Below are 19,566 nucleotides of genomic sequence, written 5' to 3' on the forward strand. Positions count from 1 at the left end.
GCCTCCTCGAGTGGATCAGCGATGATAAATGGACTGGGCGGGCAAATGCGCCCGGTAGTCGCCGCCGGGGATCGGCACGGCCTGGGAGACCGGCCCGACGTACCAGTAGATGTACGCCGTGACCTGCCTCCCTCCGGCCAACCGCACCCCAACCTCCCCGCGATGATACTGGCTGCCCTCGGCGGAGTCCAGCGCCAGCCAGAGGCCGGGGTCCTTGAGCCGGTAGACCTCGCCGCGGATCACGCCGCCTCCGTCCCGCAACGCGGCCGGGTAGCGGCCCAGATCGAAGAGGAGGCCGGCGACCTCGCCTGCGCCCACGGAGTCGGCGCGGCCCGCGAGCAGCGCGTGGAGCCGGAAGCCGCGCATGAGCGTGCCGTACACGAAGAGCAGAGGCTCAGCGTCCACGGAGCAGGGACTCGAAGTCACGCAGCGCGGCGGCGTAGCGGGCGCCCGCCACCCACATGAAATCGTTGTGATGCGCGCCCGGAATCACGACCAAGGTCTTGGGCCCAGGCGCCCTCTCGAAGAGGCGCCGGCCGTGCCAGAGCGGCACGATCTCGTCGGCCTCGCCGTGCATGACCAGCACGGGGCATCGCACCCGGCCGATCTTGTCCACGTTGCGGAACTTGTCGACGGGGAAGACCGGGATCCACGTCACAACCCGGAAGGCCGTGAGGAAGGGGCTCTCGAGAACGAGCCCGCCGACGAATCGGCGCGCCGCCAGGTCCACCGCCGCGCCTGCCCCGAGCGAGCGGCCATAGAGGATGATCCGCTCGGGCGGAACTCGTAGATTTTGCGTCAGGTACTCGTACGCGGCATCGATATCGGCATAGACGTTCCGCTCTGACGGCTGCCCGTCGGAGAGACCGTAGCCGCGGTAGTCGTAGGCGAGCACGCTGAAGCCCAGATCTCGCAGGACGGGCAGCAGCGGCAGCACCCAGCCCAGGTCTTCCCCGTTGCCGTGACTGAAGAGCACCGTGTACGTCGCCCCAGGGTTCGGAAGGTAGACCGCGGCGATCCGCTCGCCGCCGGCGGTAGTCAGCCTGAGAACGTCGGGCGTATCGCGGTAGCTCTTCGCTGGAGGCAGGAAAATCATGCGGTCCGAGCTGACCCACACCCATCCAAGGACGGCGGCGTAGATGAACGCCAGGGAGAGGACGATGCGGAGGAGCGAGAACTCGGGGATCAGCAGACGCCTGAGCAAACGGGCGCCCACTCCATCTAGACCTCCTTGGCGCTGACGGCCTGGAGCACGGCGTTGACGAAATCGCTCTCCGGGATGGCGCCCTCGAACTCGACGCGGTCGTTGATCACGATCTTCGGTACCGCCATGACCTGGTAGCGCTGGGACAGCTCGGGGAACTCCGTCGCCTCGACGCACTCGGACCGGACGTGCTCGGAGGCAATCGACATGTGCTGTGCCAGGCGCACGGCCCGCGGGCAGTGCGGTCAGGTGGGCGTGGCGAAGACCTTGATCATGACGTCTTCGGTCAGGCCGGCCAGGGCCGCCTTGGTCTCGTCCTTGAGCTGCGCTTCGCCGGTCGAGACGGAAACGATGGAGTCGATCAGGTTGGAGAACTCGTAGCCCGCCGGGGTGCCCAGGAAGCGGATGCCGTAGTCCTTAGCGCCCTCGACCGCGACGGCGGGCGTGACCGACACGCCGTAGGCCGCGGCCTCGTCCCGCTCGATGTGGGGATTCATCACCTTGACGGTGATCTTCTCGGAGAGCGCGGCGACCTCCTTGATGAGCGAGACGGTCTGGGCGTTGTTCTCGGGCCCGAGCTCGGAGGCGAAGACCGTCAGCGTCACCGGTCCGGTGAGCTTCTCGAACTCCCGCGTGACCGCCTGCTCGTCCTGCGCCGTGAGGTATCCCATGCGCTCAGTATACCCTCACGCCCGCGGCGCGCCCCGCACGATCTCGAGCATGCGGCGGTAGCCGGATGGATCAATGCGCGCGTCGATCAGCGTCGGTCCCGGCGCGGCCTGCGCGGCGACGAGCGCGCGGGCGAAGCCCGACTCGTCCGCCGCAGTCCAGGCCGTCACGCCGAACGAGCGCGCGAGGAGCGCAAGATCGGGCCCCCCGTAGCGCATGGACGCGCCGGCGTAGCCCTTCTGCTCCTGCTTGATCTCGATGAGCGAGAGCGCCGCGTCGTTGAACACGATGACGGTGATGGGCAGGCGCAGTCGCGCGGCCGTCTCGAGCTCGGCCGCGACCATCATGAAGCCGCCGTCGCCCGTGAAGCACACCACCCGCTGCTCGGGGAAGGCGAGCTGGGCGGCGATGGCCGCCGGCAGCGCGAAGCCCATAGTCGCGAGACCGTTCGAGATCAGGAACTCCCCCGGCTCCACAGCCTGCCAGTACTCGGCGGCCTGGAACATGTGGGCGCCGGCGTCCGTGGTCGCGATAGTCCCAGCTGGAGTCAACTCGCGGGTGATCTGGACCACCCGATGCGGCGCCAACCCCGGCACGCCGATCTCGAGCGCGCGCTGTCGCTCGCGGCGCAGTCTGTCCACCTCGACCACGTCCCAGTCGGCGTGGTGCTGGTGGAGCCGCGGCGCCAGCTCCTCGAGAATGAGGCCGAGGTCGCCCACCACCTCGAGTGCCGGGGAGAAGTAGCCCCCGCCTCCGACAGCGCTTCGCCCAGGCCCGCCAGAGGGACCCCGCACCAAGGTCAGCACGGGGGCTGTGTAGCTCCAGCGGCGCGGGATCAGCTCGACCGTGTCGAGGCCGAATGCGATGATGAGGTCGGCGCGACCAACCACGGGCTCCTCGAGCGCGCCGCCCGTGAACACGCCCATCGCCAGCGGGTGAGGATCAGGCAGCGCGCCCTTGGCCTTGTAGGTGGTCAGGACGGGCGCGGGCAGCGCTTCGGCAAAGGCGCGCAGCCACTTCGCGTCGGCGGCGCGGCACTGAAGCCCCGCCAGGACCACGGGCCGCTTGGCTTTCTTGATCAACGCCACCGCGCTATCGAGATCGGCAGCGGCCGGCTGTGGCAGCGGCGCGGGCGTCGCCGTCGTCGCGAACGGCACGGCAGGCTGGCCCGCAACGTCCGCCGGCAGATCGATATGCACGGGGCCTCTCGGCTCCTTCATCGCGAGCTGGGCTGCATGGGCGACCCAGTGGCCGGCCGACTCCGCCGTGATGGTGAGGCTGCCTTTCACGACGGGGGCCAGGAAGGCCGCGTGGTCGAAGGCCTGGTGCGTGGCGAAGCCGAGCGCCGAGGTAGAGTGGCGGTCAGAGAGATAGATCAACGGGCTCCGATCCAGGAAGGCGTGGGCGAGGCCGGTCGCGCTGGCGCTGACGCCGGGGCCCAACGTTGACAACACCGCGCCCGGAGCGCCGCCGAGCTCGCCCGTCACGGCGGCCATGATGCACGCGGCGGACTCCTGGTGGCAGAGGACGAAGGACAAACCCTGCGCACGCGCGGCCTCGAGCAGCTCGAGGTTGGAGCCGCCGCCCGGGACACCGAAGATGCGCTGGACTCCGGCGCGGCGAAGGCCGTCGATCAGGATCTCGGCGACGGTGGGCATCGGCGTCAGGACCGAACGGGCAGGATCACTGTCGCGGTGCCTGGGACGGTCACTTCGCCCGCGTTCTCGAGCCACAGATCGAGGTCGACGCGGCCGTCCGGGCCCTTCTTCTTGACGCGCCCGTGGGCCGCGATGGTCTCGCCGGCGAAGTTCGGCCGCCGCATCTGGAAGCCGAGCGACTTGACGAAGCCGTCGTCGCCCATCCAGTCGGTGACCACGCGGCAGAGGCAGCCGCGGATGAAGGCCGTGTTGATGAAGATGTCCTTGTGCCCGGCCTGCTGGGCGAATTCGCGGTCGTGGTGAATCGGGTAGAAGTCCTGGGTGCCCGAGACCTGGGCGACCATGCGCGTCGGCGTCAGCTCGAGCGAGAAGCCGGTCAGCTCCTCCCCTTCCTGCACGTCGTCCCAGGCCGGACTTGGCCGGCGCGCCATTGCACTCATGCCCGGCTCACCCCCGTGGCGATCTCTTCGGGCGTGCGGTGGACGAGGATCTGATTGGTCCGCTTGGCAACGACGTCCTCCTTCTGGTTGACGATCGTCGTCTCGGTCCGGATCCAGACCGAGAGCGGGTCGAGCTTGGTGCCGCGCTGGTGGATGGCGATCACCTTGTGGCTGGCGCCGAGGCGGTCGCCCACCTTCACGGGCTGGAACCACTCGAACTCCTGGTTGAGGTTGATCAACCGGTCGCCGGGCGTCGGGATCTGGCGGACCACCGGGAAGATGTCGTAGTCGGCCGGCGGGTACGGCCCGAGGGAGGCGAAGTAATCCACCATCACGGGCGGGCAGTGCCCGTCCTCGAGAAAGCGCGGGTTCATGTCGTCGAGCATCTGGCAGTGGCGGCGGATGGGCTCGTGTTCGACCGGGTAGCGCCCCCATCGGAGCGGGGTCTCGTACCCCTCCCACTGCTTCTTCACCGCCTTGACGTCGTAGGCCACGGGGGAAGTTAGCCGGCGAGGCGAGCCAGGACGGGGCGCATCCGGTCGAGCGCCTTGCGGATGTTGGCCTCCGAGTTGGCGTACGACAGGCGCAGGTAACCCTCGCCGTACTGGCCGAAGGCCGTGCCGCCGAGCACGGCCACGCCGCCTTCCTGGAGGATGGCCTCGGCGACTTCGCTGGAGGGCCGCTTGATCGCCTTGATGTTGGGGAAGACGTAGAAGGCGCCCTTGGGCGTCCGGCACGTCACCCCCGGCAGCGCGTTGAGCCCCGCGACGATGATGTCCCGGCGGCGCTTGAACTCCGCCACCATCTGGCGCACCGGCATCTGGTCGCCCTGGAGCGCGGCGATGCCCGCCCACTGGGTGAACGAGGCGGTGCAGGAGTTCGAGTTGACCATCAGTCGGGCGACGTGCTCAGCGAGCGGCACCGGCATGACGCCGTAGCCCATGCGCCAGCCCGTCATTGCATAGCTCTTGGAGAAACCATCCAGGATGATGGCGAGATCGCGCATCCCGGGGAAGCGCGTGATCGACGCGAACTCGCCCTCGTAGAGGAACGCCTTGTAGATCTCGTCGGTCAGCACGGGGATCTGGTACTTGACGGCGATCTCTGCGATGCGGCCGAGCTGGTCCATACCCAGCACGCCGCCAGTCGGATTCTGCGGGGAGTTGATGATGATGAGCTTGGTCTTCTTCGAGGCGGCTTTCTCGAAGGCCGCCATGTCGAAGCCGAAGTCGCTCTCCTCGCGAAGCGGGATGGGCACGGGGACGCCGCCCACGAAGTTGATGACCGACTCGTAGATCGGGAAGCCCGGGTTCGGATAGATGACTTCGTCGCCCGGATTCACCAGCGCGGTGATCACGAAGTACATGATGGGCTTGGCGCCCGGCGTCACCACGATCTCCTCGGGCGCCACCGGGATGTTGCGCGTTCCGCCTATGTCCTTGGCGATCGCCTCTCGCAGCTCGGGCAGCCCGGCGGCTGGGCCGTAGTGCGTGGCGCCGTCATCGAGGGCCCGCTTGGCCGCCTCACGGATGTGGGCGGGCGTGTCGAAGTCCGGCTCGCCGATCTCGAGGTGGACGATCTCCTTACCCTGCCGCTCGAGGGCCTTGGCGCGGGCCAGCACCTCGAAGGCGGACTCGGTACCCAGCCGTGACATGCGCTCGGCAAAATTCATGATGGCGCCGATTATACTCGACGCCATGGAGCTGGTGGAGGTCGCGGCGGGCTGGTTCTGGATGGGCTGGGAGGAGGGGCATCCTGGCGAGCGTCCTCGCCACCGCGTCTGGCTCGATGGCTTCGCCATCGCCCACGCTCCAGTGACCAACGCCGAGTACAGCCGCTTCCTGGAGGCGGCGGAGGCCGCTCCCCCGCCCTGGTGGGGCGACCCGCGCTTCAGCGATCCGGGGCAGCCCGTGGTCGGCGTCAACTGGTTCGAGGCGTCGCTGTACTGCGACTGGATGTCGAGCGCGAGCCGCGGACGCTGCCGGCTGCCGACAGAAGCCGAGTGGGAGAAGGCGGCTCGCGGCGGGCTCGAAGGCGCGCGCTTCCCGTGGGGCAACGACAGGCCGGTGTCAGCGGCCTTCGACAGGCCCCCCCAGATCACGGAGACTGCCGCCAACCCGCTCGGGCTGGTCGCGCTCTCGGGCGTCTGCCACGAGTGGTGTCTCGACTGGGAGGACGGAATGTACTACGCGACATCACCCGAGCGGAACCCGCAGGGGCCGCCGCACGGCACGCGGCGCGTCTCGCGAGGCGGCGCCTGGCGGCACCAGGACCCGTGGAGCCCCGTCGCCCACCGCTCCTCCCTGCCGCCCGACCTGCGCTACTCCGACTACGGCTTCCGGCTGGTTCGGACTGCGGACTGACTACAGACTTGTGCGGAGGTCTTCGATGTCCCGCCGGACTTCCTGGAATGCGACACGAACGACGGCATGGGTCGCCGCGAAGCCCTCGTTCATCTCCGTGCGCAGGCCGCTACCCAGGCGATCCACGCGTTCAGAGAGGCCGATCACGCCTTCCGCAACGCCGCGTATGTCATGCCGAAGGTACTCCGCCACGACGTCGAAATGGCGCCGGGTTTCGGCGGCGGAATCTCGCACTTCCTGGCGCAGGGTCCCGAACTCCCCTCGCAGGGTCCCGAACTCCTCTCGCAGGGAACCGAACTCCCCTCGCAGGGAACCGAACTCCTCTCGGAGGGCTCCCAGGGCCTGGTCGAGGTAGGCGCGGGTCTCGGCGTCCACGGCGCTACTCTAGCCCTCCGCCCGCATCAATTTCAAGTGTGTCGCCTGGGATACAGCGCCGTATTACGTGTGAGCGATGACTTCGATCTCGACGAGCGCGCCGGCGGGCAGCTTCGCCACCTGGACGGTCGAGCGGGCCGGCGGCTGCGTCCCCGCGTGGCGCTTGTAGACCAGGTTCATCTCGGCGAAATCTTCCATCCGCGCGAGGAACACCGTGGCCTTGACCATCCGGTCGAGTCTGCTGCCGCAGCTGTCGAGGATGGCCTTGAGGTTGGCGAAGATCTGCTCGGTCTGCTCGCCAACGGATGAGCCCGTGAGCGCGGTCTCGCCGGGCTTGAGAGCGATCTGGCCGGAGACGAAGACGAGATTGTCCACCTTCATGGCCTGCGAGTAGGGCGCGCCCTGGAGGGGTTCGGGCGCCTTGTTTGTCTGGACCACGAACTTCTTCGCCATTGAGTTCTCCTTGACTACCAGAGGCTTGCCGGGAGCGGCAGCCCCTCGAAGTCCGATGTGGGTAGCGGTTCCGGCGGCGTGACGCCGAGGTCGGCGGCCAGGGCATAGAGCTGGCGGAGGTGCCGGGCCGCGTGCCACGTGGTGCGCTCGAGCAGATCGTGGCCGTTCTGCGGACCGTAGCAGACCTCGATGGTGCGAGCGTACTCGGAAGGGCCGGCGCCCTCGAACCAGCCGGAGACGCGCCCGCGCACGAGCGCGCCGTAGCGCGCGACCGCCGGGCCGTCGACGAGGTCCGGCGGCGCTTTCTCCTGGAGCCACGACTCGCGGAGCTCACCCATGTCCATGCCGTCGACATAGGCCAGCGACAGCCTGAAGACGTGGAAGGCCAGATCCCGCACGCTCCGGTCACGCTGGGGCGGCTTGTGGTCGAGCGCGCTGACGGGGAGCGCGGCCAGCAGACGTCCGGTACATGCCAGGATCCTGTCGAGCCGCGCGCCGAGCTCGAGCGGCGGCAGCTTGGGAATTCTGCCTGCCGACTGACCCATTTACCGCACGCTCAAGAACACGTGGAGCCCGCGGCGGTCCGCGACGACGAGGTCAAGCAGGCCGTCGCCGTCGAGGTCTTCCACCAGAAGGTTGGACTGCACCGGGCCCGTGAGCTGGAGCGCCCAGCGCTCCTCCCAGCGGCCGCCCGTCAGCTCCAGCGCGGCCAGCACGTCGCGGCCCTGGCGCGGCAGGATGACCTCGAGCCGGCCGTTGCCGCTCATGTCGGCGATCACGGCCTGGTCCTGATTGCGGGACCCGGCCGCATGCGAGGAGTAGCCCAGGGCCTTCCCCGACGGGACGAGGGACGCGCCCCGCCGCTCGTACGCCACCAAGACGCCCGAGAGATGCGGCGTGTTCACGGCGATCAGCTCGGGAATGCCGCCGCCCGAGACGTCCGCCGCGCCGATCACGTGCACCCAGCGGTTGCTCTGACCGAAGGCGGGCCCCTCGGCCAGGACCTCGAGCCCGCCTTCGCGCCAGCCGAGCACGAGGATCGAGGAGCCCTGGCGCGGCGCGCTCTTGACGACGACCACCGCCGGGCGACGGCCTTCGCCGATCGGCGCCATGATCGCGATCAGGTCCTCGAGGACTGCGGGCGCGCGGACGACGTAGCGGAACCGGATCGTGAGAGCGTTGGGCGCGACGGCGATCACGGTCACGGCCGACGCCTCGAGCTTGTCTCCGAGGACGCCGTGCGAATAGCGCTCGGTCGGGTCCGACAGGACCACAGCCTGGAGCCCGGAGGAGCCGTCCAGGCTGCCGAGCGTGATCCGCGAGTCGGGCAGCGCCTGCGCGTCCACGCGTGAAACCACGCGGGGACCGGAGGGGAGGCTTCCGATGAGCACGAGGGCGCCGTCGGCGGCCACGGCCAGGAGGTCGTCCCAACCCTTTCCCTCGAGGGTGACGGGAACAGGCGAGGTCAGCCGGGACAGGGCGCCACCAACGTCGAACGCGCGAAGCACGCCCTCGCTCCACACGAGGAGGCGGCCGTCGGGCGACACGGCCACAACCGCGCTCCGCCCCTCGCCGAGCGCGACAACGACAGGCGGGCCGTCGGGGCTCGCGACCTCGCCGTAGCGTCCCAGCACCTGGAGCTCCGTCCGGCCGAGCTCGAAGATCCACAAGGTGCCGTTGGCGTCGATGCCGGCGAGCCGCTTGGGCGGCAGCGAGACAATCCAGCGAAACGGCGCTTCGCCAACGGCGGAGATCACGAGCAGGCGGGGGAAGGTCCCCTTCCCCGCGGCAACCCGGTTCGCGCTGGGCCCGCCGTACGAGAGCGGCCACGCCTGCGCCGACGCCGCCAGCGTCAGGATCACAAGTGCCGAGACGAAGAAGCGGACGATCACGCTCCTATCGGCCGTGGAAGACCACCGGCTGCTTCTTGGCAAACGCCGCGACGCCGTTCTTGAAGTCTTCCGTGTGGCCGCTGGCGGCGATGGCCTGAGCCTCGAGCTCCATCTGGGTCTCGAGGCTTTCCTGCGTGGACTGGTGGAAGAGGAGCTTGGCCCGGCCGAAGGCGAGCGTCGGCCCTTGGGCGAGCTCTGTGGCCAGCGCCGCCACCGCTGCCGGGAACTCGGCGTCGGGATGGACGCGGTTGACGAGCCCCCAGTCCATGGCCTCGCGGGCCGAGAGCACTCGGTTGGTGTAGTGGAGCTCGAGCGCGCGCCGCAGGCCGATCATGCGCGGCAGGAAGTAGGAAGACGAGCCGTCGGGCGAGGCGGCGATCCTGGAATACGCCATGGTGAACTTGGCCGACTCGGCCGCGACCACGAGGTCCCCGCAGAGCGCCAGGCTCATACCGCCCCCGGCGGCGATGCCGTTGACGGCCATGACGACGGGCTTGGCCGTACGGGTGAGCCGCGAAACCGAGCCATGGAGATAGGTCGTCAGCTCCTTGATGAGGATGCCGATGCGGTCGGGACTGTCGTTGAAGTCCTTGACGTCGCCACCCGCGCAGAACGCCTTGCCCGCGCCCGTCACGACGATGCAGCGCACCGCGCGATCCTCGTCCGCGTCGAGCGTGGCGTGGAAGAGATCGCGGCCGAGCGCCAGGTTCAGCGCGTTGTAGGCAAGGGGGCGGTTCAGCGTGATGGTCGCGACCGCGTCCTCGACGTCATAGCGGATGGTCTCGTAACCCATGCGACTCTCCTTATGGCGACGCTTAACGGCGATCGCCGACGCGGTGCAGCTTCAAGAGATTGGTCGTGCCGGTGACCCACATGGGCGCGCCCGAGATGATGACGATCACGTCGCCGTTGCGCACCGTCCCGTCGCCGAGGAGGGTCGCCTCGACCTCGTGGACCATCTCGTCCGTGGTCTCGACTTTTCTAACGAGGCGGGAGCTGACCCCCCAGTAGAGGCCGAGCCGACGCTGGACTTCCGGAAAGGGCGTGAGCGCCACCACCGGCACGTCGGGCCGCTCGGAGGAGATAAGCCGCGCGCTGAAGCCCGACTGGGTAAAAGCGACGATGGCCTTGGCGTGGAGCACCTCGGCGGCGCGGCAGGCCGACTCCGCGACGGCCTCGGGGAAGCCGTACGCCTCCGGGCGAGGCGGCAGGGCCGCGGCCCGCGAGGTCTCGCGCTCGGCGCGGGCCGCCACGCGCGACATGACCTCGACCGCCTCCACGGGATGCCGGCCCGAAGCCGTCTCGGCCGACAGCATGATCGCGTCCGCGCCCTCGAAGATGGCCGTGGCGACGTCGGTCACTTCTGCCCGGGTGGGGCGGAGGTAGGTAACCATGGACTCGAGCATCTGCGTGGCGACGATGACGGGCACCTTGGCGAGCCGCGCCTGCCTGATCACGTCACGCTGGATGATCGGCACCTCTTCGAGCGGCACCTCGAGGCCGAGATCGCCGCGCGCCACCATGACCGCGTCCACGAGGGCGAGAATGCCCGGCAGGTTGGCGACGATCTCCGCGCGCTCGAGCTTCGCGATGATGGGCAGGCTCGCCCGCTGCTCCAGGAGGAACTTGCGCACCTCCTGGATGTCGGAGGAGGAGCGCACGAACGACACGGCGACGTAATCCACGCCGTGCTCGATCCCGAAGCGGAGATCGTCCTTGTCCTTGGCCGTGAGACAGGAGACCGGCAGCGGCAGCCCCGGCAGCGACACGCCCTTGTGGTCGGACACGACCCCGCCGGCCGTGATGCGGCAGTGCGCCTCGCGCGCTTCCACCCGCTCGACGACGAGCTGGATCGTGCCGTCGTCCATCCAGATCTGGTCGCCGGGCTTGAGCGAGGCGAAGAGCTTCGGGTCGTCGAGCGAGGCGCGCGCGGCCGTTCCCGGCACCGTCTCGGCCGTCAGCACGAAGGGCTCGCCCGCGAGGAGCATGGCGCGGCCGCCGACGAAGTTGCCGAGCCTGCCCTTGGGGCCCTGGAGGTCCTGGATGATGGTGACCGGGTGACCCCACTCGGCTTCACCGTCGCGGATGGCGCGGATCGCGGCCGCGTGTTCGTCGTGAGTACCGTGGGAGAAGTTGAGCCGCGCGACGTCCATGCCTGCCGCGACCAGCTTGCGGAGCATGAGCGGCTCCCGGCTGGCCGGGCCAATGGTGCACACGATCCGCGTGCGTCTCACTTGAGCTTCTTCTTGAGGACCTGCCCCGTGTAGGACTTGGCCGCCTGCCGGGCGAGGTCTTCCGGAGTGCCGGAGGCGACCAGGCGGCCGCCGTCGTTGCCCCCCTCGGGCCCGAGATCGATGATCCAGTCGGCGGTCTTGATGACGTCCACGTTGTGCTCGATGATCACCACCGTGTTCCCCTGGTCTACGAGCTGGTTCAGCACCTCGAGCAGCCGCCGGATGTCAGCGAAGTGCAGGCCCGTCGTGGGCTCGTCGAGGATGTAGAGGGTCCGCCCCGTGGCCCGGCGCGAGAGCTCCGTGGCGAGCTTGACGCGCTGGGCCTCCCCGCCCGACAGCGTGGTTGCCGACTGGCCGAGGCGGATGTAGTCGAGCCCGACGTCGTGGAGCGTCTTGAGCTTCTGCTTGATCGCCGGCACCGGGTCGAAGAACCCGAGCGCCTCGGCCACCGTCATGTCGAGGACCTCGGCGATGTTCTTGCCCTTGTAGCGCACCTCGAGCGTCTCGCGGTTGTAGCGCTTGGCCTTGCAGACCTCGCAGGTGACGTAGACGTCGGGCAGGAAGTGCATCTCGATCTTGACCAGGCCGTCGCCCTGGCAGGCCTCGCAGCGGCCGCCCTTGACGTTGAAGGAGAAGCGCCCGGGCTGATAGCCGCGCATCCGCGCATCCGACGTCCGCGCGAACAGCGTCCGGATCAGGGTGAAGACGCCCGTGTAGGTCGCCGGGTTGGAGCGCGGCGTCCGCCCGATGGGCGACTGGTCGATGTCGATGACCTTGTCGAGGTGCTGGGCGCCCTCGATCCTGTCGTGCTCGCCCGGTCGCTCCTGGGCGCGGTGGAGCATCTGCGCGAGCGCCCGGTACAGGATGTCGTTGACGAGCGTGGACTTGCCCGAGCCCGAGACCCCGGTCACGGCCGTGAAGGTGCCGAGCGGAATCTTGACCGCCATGCCCTTCAGGTTGTGCTCGCGCGGGTTGTGGATAATGACGTGCTTGCCGTTGGGCGCGCGGCGCTTCTTCGGGATGGCGATCTCCTCGACGCCGGAGAGGAACCTGCCCGTGAGCGAGGCGGGGTGCGCGGCGATCTCCTCGGGCGTGCCGACGGCGACCAAGTAGCCGCCCAGCTCTCCCGCCCCCGGCCCCAGGTCCACGACGAAATCGGCCGCGCGGATCGTCTCCTCGTCGTGCTCCACCACGAGCACGGTGTTGCCGAGGTCCCGCAGCCGCTTGAGCGTGTCGAGGAGCCGGCTGTTGTCCCGCTGGTGGAGCCCGATGCTGGGCTCGTCGAGGATGTAGAGCACGCCGACCAGGCTCGAGCCGATCTGGGTCGCGAGGCGGATCCGCTGCCCCTCGCCGCCGGACAGCGTGGCGGCGCCGCGGTCGAGCGTCAGGTAGTCGAGCCCGACGTGGGCCAGGAAGCCCAGCCTCTCGCGGATCTCCTTGAGCACGCGGCGCGCGATCTGGGCGTCCCGCTCGGAGAGCGTCAGCGTGTCGAAGAACTGGCGCGCGGACTTGATGGAGAACCGGACGACGTCCGCGATGGAGCGCCCCGCGATCTTGACGGCGAGCGTCTCGGGCCGGAGGCGCGAGCCCCGGCAGGCGGGGCAGTCCCTGAGCGCCATGAAGCGCTCGAGATCCTGTCTCACCTCGGGGGACAGCGTCTCCTTGTATCGGCGCTCGAGAATCTTCACGGCCCCCTCGAAGCCGTCGCCGGCCTCGCCGTGGAGGATGATGTCCCGCGTCTTTTTCGTGAGCTTCCCCCATGGCGTCGCGAGATCGAACTTGTAGCGGCGGGCGAGCACGTTGAGCGTCTGCTTGAAGGTCGAGGCTCCCGCGCCGGCCCAGGGGGCGAGCGCCCCGTCCTTCAGTGACCGGGCGGGGTTCGGCGCCACGAGGGCCGGGTCGATCTCGTACCGCGAGCCGATCCCGCCGCACTCGACGCAGGCGCCGTAGGGGCTGTTGAACGAGAACATGCGCGGCGACACCTCCGGGAAAGAGATGCCGCACGCGGCGCAGGCCAGCCGCTCCGAGAAGATGTGGGACGGGCCGTCCGCCACCTCGACCTGGACCACGCCCTCGGCCAGGCGGAGCGCGGTCTCGAGCGAGTCGTTGAGCCGCGAGCCGAGCGTGTCCCGGATCACCAGGCGGTCCACGACCACCTCGATCGTGTGCTTCTTGGTCTTGGCGAGCTCGATCTCCTCGCTCAGCTCGTGGAACTGGCCGTTGACGCGGACCCGGACATACCCCTGGCGGCGCAGGTCGAAGAAGAGCTTGCGATACTCGCCCTTGCGCCCCCTGACGACCGGCGCCAGCACGATGAGGCGGCTGCCCTGGGGCAGCGCCATGACGCGGTCGACCATCTGCTGGACCGTCTGCGCGGAGATCACGACGCCGCACGACGGGCAGTGCGGCACGCCGATCCGCGCGAAGAGCACGCGGAGGTAGTCGTAGATCTCGGTGACCGTGCCGACGGTCGAGCGCGGGTTCTTCGAGGTCGTCTTTTGCTCGATCGAGATCGCGGGCGACAGCCCCTCGATCGAGTCGACGTCGGGCTTTTCCATCTGCTCGAGGAACTGCCGCGCGTAGGCGGAGAGCGACTCGACGTAGCGCCGCTGGCCCTCGGCGTAGATGGTGTCGAAGGCCAGCGAGGACTTGCCGGAGCCGGAGAGCCCCGTCAGGACCACCAGCTGGTCGCGGGGGATCTCGAGGTCTATAGACTTGAGGTTGTGCTCGCGCGCCCCGCGGATGACGATCCGGTCGTTGGCCATCGGAGCCCCATTCTAGCCCTTGCCCGCGCGCCGAGCGAGCCGGAGCACGAGGGCGGCGGCCGGGGCCGCAACCACGGCGGGGTAGGCCAGCGGCAGCCCCACCCAGCCCGACGAGCCGCCGACCGTCCACTGCCCCAGGAGCGCTAAGGCGGCGAAGACCGCGAGCCCCACGAACCCCGCCCAGGTGCCCCAGCGGGCGCGCGCCGCGGGGGGCGGCAGCAGCACCGCCGGCGCGAGGGTGGACGCCGCGAGTCCCAGTGCTGTTAGAACGAGCACCCACGGCTCGGTAGGCCAGAAGCTCGCCACCGCCGCCGCGCCGATGATCGCCGACCAGAGGCCGAGATCATGGCCGATCTCTCCGCCTCCTGTGACGTCGAGCCCGCCGATCCGCTCGCGAAGCGCCACGCTCGAGGCGAAGAAGCTCGCGAGCCCGGCCACCGGCACGAGCGCCAGGACGAAGCGCCCCGCGCCCGCGGCCCCAACGCCTGCTGCCCAAGACAAGGACGGCGGCCTCACCAGCCGCTCGAGGGCGATGCCGCCCAGGAAGATATCGGGGGCGCCGAGCGCGCAGTAGACGGCCCAGCCGATTCCCCAGACGAAGACCGCGAGGAGCCCCGCGCCGACGGCGGCCATCTGGCGGCGAGTGACCCTGGCAGTTGCGCCATACCCGATGAGAGCGAGCGCGCCGCCCGTCAGCGTGAGCAGAAGCCCCCAGCGCCGCGAGGAATCGCCACGCCGGCCGTCCGCCCAGGCGATCCCGGAAGTCGGCGCTCCGGGGACGGCCTTGCCCGCTTCGAAACGCAGCCGCGCCCCCGGAGGACACGTCAGCTCGTCGCCGGGTCGGAGCGTCACCGACTGCCCTGGCTGGAGCTCCCAGTCGCTCTCGCTCACCCGCGCGCCGTCGCGCGCGCGGACGTGAATCTGGGCCGGGCCGGTCGCCGTGATCCGGTGCTCCTCCTCGAAGACCAGCACGCCGTGCCCGCGCCCTGCGCGCAGCTCGCGCCCGGCGCTGACCCACGGGCTCGAAGCGGGAAACCGGAACGCGGGCTGTGAGGCTACCCGCTCCCAGGCGCCCAGCGGGCCCACAGCGGCCCCGCGTGCGACGACCAACAAGGGCACGGCCAGGCCGAGGATCCCGGCGAGGAGAAGCCACGGCACGAGACGCCCGGCCTTGCGCCAGATCACGAGGAGCCATGCCCCGCCCGCAGCGATCCCGATGCCCCGCCAGCGCGGCGCGCCGAGCCACGCGGCCACGTCACCCGCCAGCACCAGGCTGGCCCAGAGGAGAAGCCCGGCGACGAGGAGGAAGACGACGACTGGGAAGAGGGCGTCGCGGGCGGGCTGGGCCGCCCGCGCATCGCCGCCCGCCACCGCGAGCGCCAGGAGCGGAGCGACCAGGAGCAGGAGCCCCGCCCAGACGCCGTCGGGCCCGCCCTCGAGGACAAGGGCCGGCAGCGCGAGCCACGCGGCCGGGGTGAGCCAGACGGCCAGGGTGCGCGCGCCGGAGATCACCGGTGGAGGACCACCGCCGCCAGCCACGCGAGCGCGGGCGCGACGACGGCGCCGTACCACCACAGCACGGAAAGGCCCGCGACGCGGATGCTGCCGGCCTCGGAGGGCAGCGCGCCAATGAGCGGGTAGGCGGCCAGCAGGAGCAGCAGGAGGACGGCGGGGAGCGCAGTTCTCACGACGGCCGCATCATAGCAAATCGGGGTAGAATGGCCGAAGCTCTCAACCCCGAACGAGGAGAGGACATGCCCGAGCGGATCAAGCGTGTGATGGTCGTGACCGCGCACCCGGACGATTCGGAGTTCGGCGCGGGCGGCACCGTGGCGAAGCTCACGAGGGAAGGCAAGACCGTCATCTACTGCATTCTCACGAACGGCAACAAGGGCTCGAGCGACCGCAGCATGACACCCGAACGGCTGGTCGGGATCCGCGAGGAGGAGCAGCGGAACGCCGCGCGCGTTCTTGGAGTAGACACGGTGGACTTCCTCGGTTTCCCGGATTGCGAGCTCGAGAACACCCGCGAGTCCCGGATGGCCGTCACGGCCGCCATCAGACGCCACAAGCCGGACCTCATCATCTGTCAGAATCCGAACCGGACGAAGAATCTCGGCGGCTCCCACCGCGACCACCGGGTGGCCGCCGGCATCGCGCTCGACTGCGTCTACCCCCTGGCGCGGGACCACATGGCGTTCCCCGAGCTGATGGCGCAGGGGCTCGAGCCGCACAGGGTCAAGGAGGTGCACATGATGTGGTGGGACGACCCCGAGATCGTCGTCGACACCTCCGACACGATCGACCTCAAGATCAAGGCGCTCCAGTGCCACGTGAGCCAGCTTCCGGACATGGCGGGGATGGAAAAGCGCGTCCGAGAGCGCGGCGCCGTGCTGGGAAAACCGAAGGGCTACGCCTACGCCGAGACCTTCGACCGCATCCTGATCGAGCGTTAGCAGCGGGCCCGGCCCGCGCGCGCACCCTGATCGCGGAGGACTCCCCTGATGGCGGGATCGACAACGACGCCGACGACGCTGGCGGAGCTGATGGGCCTGAGGGTCTCGGCCGAGCCGGATGCGTCGTACTTCCATCTTTACGACGAGACGGTCACCTACGGCCAGCTCTGGAAGGAAAGCGCCCGCTACGCCGCCGGGCTCCGCCGCGCGGGCATCGACCGCGGCGACAAGGTCTGCCTGATCTATCCCACGTGCAAGGAGTTCTTCTTCACCTTTTTCGGCGCGCTCCGGCTGGGCGCCGTGCCGGTGCCGCTCTACCCGACGCTGGGCGTCGAGGCGACGGCGGGCGTCTTCCGCGACTCCGAGGCCAAGGCCGTCGCCACCATCGGCTGGTTTCGCAAGGGCGTGGAGGAGAGCCAGGCCGCCGCGTCCAATATCCGGCACGTGCTCGAGCCCCAGGACCTCGAAGTGGACGGGCCCTCGCCCGCCTTCCCCACGCCTCACGAGACCGACACCGCCTTCATCCAGTACACCTCGGGCAGCACCGGCAATCCTCGCGGCGTGGTGCTGAGCCACGCCAACGTCACGCAGACCGTCGCCCTCATGGCCGAGGCGGCTCAGCTCACCCGCGAGGACGTGGTCGTGTCGTGGCTGCCGCTTTACCACGACATGGGGTTGATCGGCTGCGCCTTCACGCCGTCCTCGATGGGCGCGGACCTGTGGCTCCTGCCGCCCGACCTCAAGAACCCGCGCACCTGGCTCGAGCTCGTGACCAAGGTGCGGGCGACCTTCACCGTGTCCCCGGACTTCGGCTTCCGCAACTGCGTGCGCAACATCGGCGATGTCTCGGGCATCGATCTCTCCTCGGTCAAGCAGGCGCTCTCGGGCGCCGAGCCCGTGCGCCTCAGCACCATCGAGGCGTTCGAGAAGAAGTTCGGCGTCCAGAACGTGATCACGCCCTGCTACGGGCTGGCCGAGGCGACGCTGGCCGTGGCCATCTGGCCGCGGCGGACGCCGCTCCGCCCCGACCCGTCGGGCAGGTTCCTCTCGGTCGGGCAGCCCTGCAGGGGCGTGTCGGTCAGGATCGCCGACGAGGCGGGGCCGGTCGCGCCAGGGCTCGAGGGCGAGATCTGCGTCAAGAGCCCCGGCGTCATGCAGGGCTACTACAACAACCCCGAGGCGACGCGCCGGGTGGTCTCCTCCGACGGTTGGCTGCGCACCGGTGATCTCGGATTCGTCGACCGCGAGGGCTATCTCTTCGTCACCGGGCGGCTCAAGGACCTCATCATCGTGGGCGGTGAGAACATCGTGCCCGTCGACGTCGAGGAGATCGTGGACCACATCCCCGGCGTGCGGTACTCGGCCGCCGTCGGCATCGACAGCGAGCGGACCGGCAGCCAGCGCCTCCACGTCGTCGCCGAGGTGCGCGAGGGCGCCGACGACACGGAGGCGTTGAGCGGGATAGTCCGCGAGATCGTCCAGCGCGTCCACCAGGGGCGCGGCCACCGCCCCGCCCGAGTCCTCCTCGTCCGCCCGGGCACCATCCCCAAGACGTCGAGCGGTAAGATCCAGCGCTCCCGCCTCGTCCAGATGATCGCCGCCGGCGAGCTGGGCGACCTCCTCGTCTACGCGTCGGGCGCTCACAGGGAATAGGGCGTGGAATTCGGCTGCCACCTGCCCATTTTCGGTCCCGCCGCGACGCGCACGAGCCTGCTCACCTTCGCGCGAGAGATGGAGCGGCTCGGCTACGAGAGCCTCTGGGCGAGCGACCACATCGTCATCCCGCACACGATCCGCTCGCGCTATCCGTACAGCGACACGGGACAGTTCCCGCTCCCGCCGGACGCGACCTTCCTCGAGCCGCTGACGGCGCTCGCCATGGTCGCCGGGGTGACCGAGCGCGCGAAGCTCGGCACCACGGTCCTCGTCCTGCCCCACCGCCACCCGGTGCTGGCGGCGAAGACGCTGGCCACGCTCGACCACCTCTCGGGCGGCCGCGTCATCCTGGGCGCGGGCGTCGGGTGGATGCGCGAGGAGATCGAGCTCCTCGGCGCGCCGTTCGCGGAGCGCGGCGCCTGGTCCGACGAGGCGATCCGGATCATGCGCGCCTGCTGGCGGGACGAGCGCACCAGCTTTCACGGGCGCTTCTTCAACTTCGACGACATCGGCTGCTTTCCAAAGCCCGTCCGCGGCGACATCCCCATCTGGATGGGTGGGCACGCCAAGCCCGCGCTCAGGCGCATCGTCGCGCTGGCGGACGGCTGGCACGCGGCCTTCCCCACCGCGGTCGGCCTCGAGAGCGGCCTCGGCGAGCTGCGCGCGGAGTGCGCCAGGCAGAACCGGCGGTTCGACGAGCTGACCATCACGATGCGCGCGGGCCTCGCCATCCGCCCGGCCCCGGGCGGACCGGACCGCAAGGCGCTCCAGGGCACGCCGGAGGAGATCGTCGAGGATCTCAGGCGCTTCAAGGCTCTCGGGGTGAGCCACGTGCTGATGGAGGCGAGCTACCGCGACCTCGCCCATATGGTGCGCACCTTCGAGACCTTCGCGCGCGACATCCGGCCGCTCGCCGAGGCGTAGCGGGGCGCGCTACGCGGCGTTGTGGAAGATGACGCCCAACGTGTAGCGCTCGCCTGAGAGGACGCGGCTCACGCCGTGGCGCATGTTGACGCGGTGGTGGCCGCGGGCGCCCGCCGCGGGCCGGTATCGCGTCGTGAAGATCACCGCCTCGCCCTGCTCGAGGCGCGCCACGCTGCCCCGCGACTGGGCGCGCGGGCGCTGCTCGACCAGGAGGAACTCCCCGCCCTCGAAGTCCTTGCCCGGCTCGCTCAGCAGCACCGTCAGCTGGATGGGAAAGACCACCTCGCCGTAGAGATCCTGGTGAAGGCAGTTGTAGCCTCCGGCATCATAGCGCAGCAGGAGCGGCGTGGGCTTCTTCTGGCCGCGGCGCGCGCAGAGAGCCAGCAGCCCCGCGAGGTCCGCGGAGTGGCGCACGCGCGTCTTGAGCGCGGCCTCCCATCGGTTGGCGAGGACCGCCAGCGGTGGGTAGGCGCGCTC

Annotated in this window: 21 protein-coding genes and 1 pseudogene; 4 read left to right on the forward strand and 18 right to left on the reverse strand. The window is 69.8% G+C overall.

Features of this window, described 5'->3' with window-relative positions:
• Positions 1-15 precede the first annotated feature (15 nt).
• The 8 genes and pseudogenes from VGV06_01800 to VGV06_01835 all read right to left on the reverse strand — a co-directional run bounded on the left by VGV06_01800 (position 16) and on the right by VGV06_01835 (position 5,643).
• A complete protein-coding gene (locus VGV06_01800) occupies positions 16-405 on the reverse strand; it encodes a gamma-glutamylcyclotransferase family protein (GenBank protein ID HEV2053888.1) in 390 nt (129 codons plus the stop codon).
• Positions 395-1,216, reverse strand: a complete 822-nt coding sequence (locus tag VGV06_01805) for an alpha/beta hydrolase (GenBank protein ID HEV2053889.1) — start codon at positions 1,214-1,216, stop codon at positions 395-397. Before VGV06_01805 ends, VGV06_01800 begins: the two co-directional genes overlap by 11 nt.
• Positions 1,217-1,221: 5 nt before the next feature.
• Positions 1,222-1,437, reverse strand: a pseudogene (locus tag VGV06_01810) (thioredoxin family protein).
• Between the two features lie 12 nt (positions 1,438-1,449).
• Positions 1,450-1,875 (reverse strand): hypothetical protein, encoded by a 426-nt coding sequence (locus VGV06_01815; GenBank protein HEV2053890.1) that lies wholly within the window; start codon positions 1,873-1,875, stop codon positions 1,450-1,452.
• A 15-nt stretch (positions 1,876-1,890) separates the two neighbouring features.
• Positions 1,891-3,531 (reverse strand): thiamine pyrophosphate-binding protein, encoded by a 1,641-nt coding sequence (locus tag VGV06_01820; GenBank protein ID HEV2053891.1) that lies wholly within the window; start codon positions 3,529-3,531, stop codon positions 1,891-1,893.
• A gap of 5 nt (positions 3,532-3,536) precedes the next feature.
• Positions 3,537-3,971 carry an acyl dehydratase gene (locus tag VGV06_01825; GenBank protein HEV2053892.1) on the reverse strand — a complete coding sequence of 145 codons (435 nt, stop codon included), beginning with the start codon at positions 3,969-3,971 and terminating at the stop codon, positions 3,537-3,539.
• Complete coding sequence (locus tag VGV06_01830; GenBank protein HEV2053893.1) at positions 3,968-4,465, reverse strand: MaoC family dehydratase N-terminal domain-containing protein; 498 nt, start codon at positions 4,463-4,465, stop codon at positions 3,968-3,970. The genes VGV06_01825 and VGV06_01830 overlap by 4 nt, the downstream gene beginning before the upstream one ends.
• Before the next feature lie 8 nt (positions 4,466-4,473).
• Positions 4,474-5,643 (reverse strand): pyridoxal phosphate-dependent aminotransferase, encoded by a 1,170-nt coding sequence (locus VGV06_01835; GenBank protein ID HEV2053894.1) that lies wholly within the window; start codon positions 5,641-5,643, stop codon positions 4,474-4,476.
• Here VGV06_01835 and VGV06_01840 point away from each other — a divergent pair.
• Positions 5,642-6,334 (forward strand): SUMF1/EgtB/PvdO family nonheme iron enzyme, encoded by a 693-nt coding sequence (locus tag VGV06_01840; protein HEV2053895.1) that lies wholly within the window; start codon positions 5,642-5,644, stop codon positions 6,332-6,334. The two genes, VGV06_01835 and VGV06_01840, sit on opposite strands and share 2 nt — an antisense overlap.
• Here the strand turns inward: VGV06_01840 and VGV06_01845 are convergent, their stop codons facing one another.
• The 9 genes from VGV06_01845 to VGV06_01885 form a co-directional block, all read right to left on the reverse strand.
• On the reverse strand, positions 6,335-6,709 hold the full coding sequence (locus VGV06_01845) for a hypothetical protein (protein HEV2053896.1): 375 nt from the start codon (positions 6,707-6,709) through the stop codon (positions 6,335-6,337).
• Between the two features lie 63 nt (positions 6,710-6,772).
• A complete protein-coding gene (locus tag VGV06_01850; GenBank protein HEV2053897.1) occupies positions 6,773-7,162 on the reverse strand; it encodes a Rid family detoxifying hydrolase in 390 nt (129 codons plus the stop codon).
• A 14-nt stretch (positions 7,163-7,176) separates the two neighbouring features.
• Entirely contained in the window at positions 7,177-7,707 is a 531-nt protein-coding gene (locus VGV06_01855) for a DinB family protein (GenBank protein HEV2053898.1), read from the reverse strand.
• On the reverse strand, positions 7,708-9,054 hold the full coding sequence (locus tag VGV06_01860; GenBank protein ID HEV2053899.1) for a hypothetical protein: 1,347 nt from the start codon (positions 9,052-9,054) through the stop codon (positions 7,708-7,710).
• Between the two features lie 4 nt (positions 9,055-9,058).
• Positions 9,059-9,847, reverse strand: coding sequence for an enoyl-CoA hydratase-related protein (locus tag VGV06_01865; GenBank protein HEV2053900.1), 789 nt, complete (start codon positions 9,845-9,847; stop codon positions 9,059-9,061).
• Between the two features lie 22 nt (positions 9,848-9,869).
• The gene (pyk, locus tag VGV06_01870; protein HEV2053901.1) at positions 9,870-11,288 is read right to left on the reverse strand and encodes a pyruvate kinase; all 1,419 of its coding nucleotides are present in this window, start codon (positions 11,286-11,288) and stop codon (positions 9,870-9,872) included.
• Entirely contained in the window at positions 11,285-14,053 is a 2,769-nt protein-coding gene (gene uvrA, locus VGV06_01875; protein HEV2053902.1) for an excinuclease ABC subunit UvrA, read from the reverse strand. Before uvrA ends, pyk begins: the two co-directional genes overlap by 4 nt.
• 12 nt (positions 14,054-14,065) lie before the next feature.
• Positions 14,066-15,565 carry a hypothetical protein gene (locus VGV06_01880; GenBank protein HEV2053903.1) on the reverse strand — a complete coding sequence of 500 codons (1,500 nt, stop codon included), beginning with the start codon at positions 15,563-15,565 and terminating at the stop codon, positions 14,066-14,068.
• On the reverse strand, positions 15,562-15,741 hold the full coding sequence (locus VGV06_01885; protein HEV2053904.1) for a hypothetical protein: 180 nt from the start codon (positions 15,739-15,741) through the stop codon (positions 15,562-15,564). The genes VGV06_01880 and VGV06_01885 overlap by 4 nt, the downstream gene beginning before the upstream one ends.
• A 66-nt stretch (positions 15,742-15,807) precedes the next feature.
• Between VGV06_01885 and VGV06_01890 the strand changes: the two genes are divergently transcribed.
• The 3 genes from VGV06_01890 to VGV06_01900 are packed head-to-tail and all read left to right on the forward strand — an operon-like array spanning position 15,808 to position 19,089.
• Complete coding sequence (locus tag VGV06_01890) at positions 15,808-16,509, forward strand: PIG-L deacetylase family protein (protein ID HEV2053905.1); 702 nt, start codon at positions 15,808-15,810, stop codon at positions 16,507-16,509.
• Positions 16,510-16,557: 48 nt separating this feature from the next.
• Positions 16,558-18,162: an AMP-binding protein gene (locus VGV06_01895; protein ID HEV2053906.1), complete on the forward strand. Its 1,605-nt coding sequence runs from the start codon at positions 16,558-16,560 to the stop codon at positions 18,160-18,162.
• Between the two features lie 3 nt (positions 18,163-18,165).
• Positions 18,166-19,089: an LLM class F420-dependent oxidoreductase gene (locus VGV06_01900; GenBank protein ID HEV2053907.1), complete on the forward strand. Its 924-nt coding sequence runs from the start codon at positions 18,166-18,168 to the stop codon at positions 19,087-19,089.
• A 9-nt stretch (positions 19,090-19,098) separates the two neighbouring features.
• Here the strand turns inward: VGV06_01900 and VGV06_01905 are convergent.
• Positions 19,099-19,566 (reverse strand): 2OG-Fe(II) oxygenase (locus VGV06_01905; protein HEV2053908.1); only part of this gene is annotated, 468 nt, incomplete at its 5' end.

The sequence above is a fragment of the Candidatus Methylomirabilota bacterium genome, from assembly GCA_035936835.1.
GTDB lineage: Bacteria > Methylomirabilota > Methylomirabilia > Rokubacteriales > CSP1-6 > AR37.

Coding starts and splice junctions, on each gene's coding strand:
- VGV06_01840 (HEV2053895.1), top strand. CDS start 5,642: ATGATGGCGCCGATTATACTCGACGCCATGGAGCTGGTGGAGGTCGCG.
- uvrA (HEV2053902.1), bottom strand. CDS start 14,053: ATGGCCAACGACCGGATCGTCATCCGCGGGGCGCGCGAGCACAACCTC.
- VGV06_01825 (HEV2053892.1), bottom strand. CDS start 3,971: ATGAGTGCAATGGCGCGCCGGCCAAGTCCGGCCTGGGACGACGTGCAG.
- VGV06_01865 (HEV2053900.1), bottom strand. CDS start 9,847: ATGGGTTACGAGACCATCCGCTATGACGTCGAGGACGCGGTCGCGACC.
- VGV06_01820 (HEV2053891.1), bottom strand. CDS start 3,531: ATGCCCACCGTCGCCGAGATCCTGATCGACGGCCTTCGCCGCGCCGGA.
- VGV06_01895 (HEV2053906.1), top strand. CDS start 16,558: ATGGCGGGATCGACAACGACGCCGACGACGCTGGCGGAGCTGATGGGC.
- VGV06_01835 (HEV2053894.1), bottom strand. CDS start 5,643: ATGAATTTTGCCGAGCGCATGTCACGGCTGGGTACCGAGTCCGCCTTC.
- VGV06_01855 (HEV2053898.1), bottom strand. CDS start 7,707: ATGGGTCAGTCGGCAGGCAGAATTCCCAAGCTGCCGCCGCTCGAGCTC.
- VGV06_01850 (HEV2053897.1), bottom strand. CDS start 7,162: ATGGCGAAGAAGTTCGTGGTCCAGACAAACAAGGCGCCCGAACCCCTC.
- VGV06_01890 (HEV2053905.1), top strand. CDS start 15,808: ATGCCCGAGCGGATCAAGCGTGTGATGGTCGTGACCGCGCACCCGGAC.
- VGV06_01815 (HEV2053890.1), bottom strand. CDS start 1,875: ATGGGATACCTCACGGCGCAGGACGAGCAGGCGGTCACGCGGGAGTTC.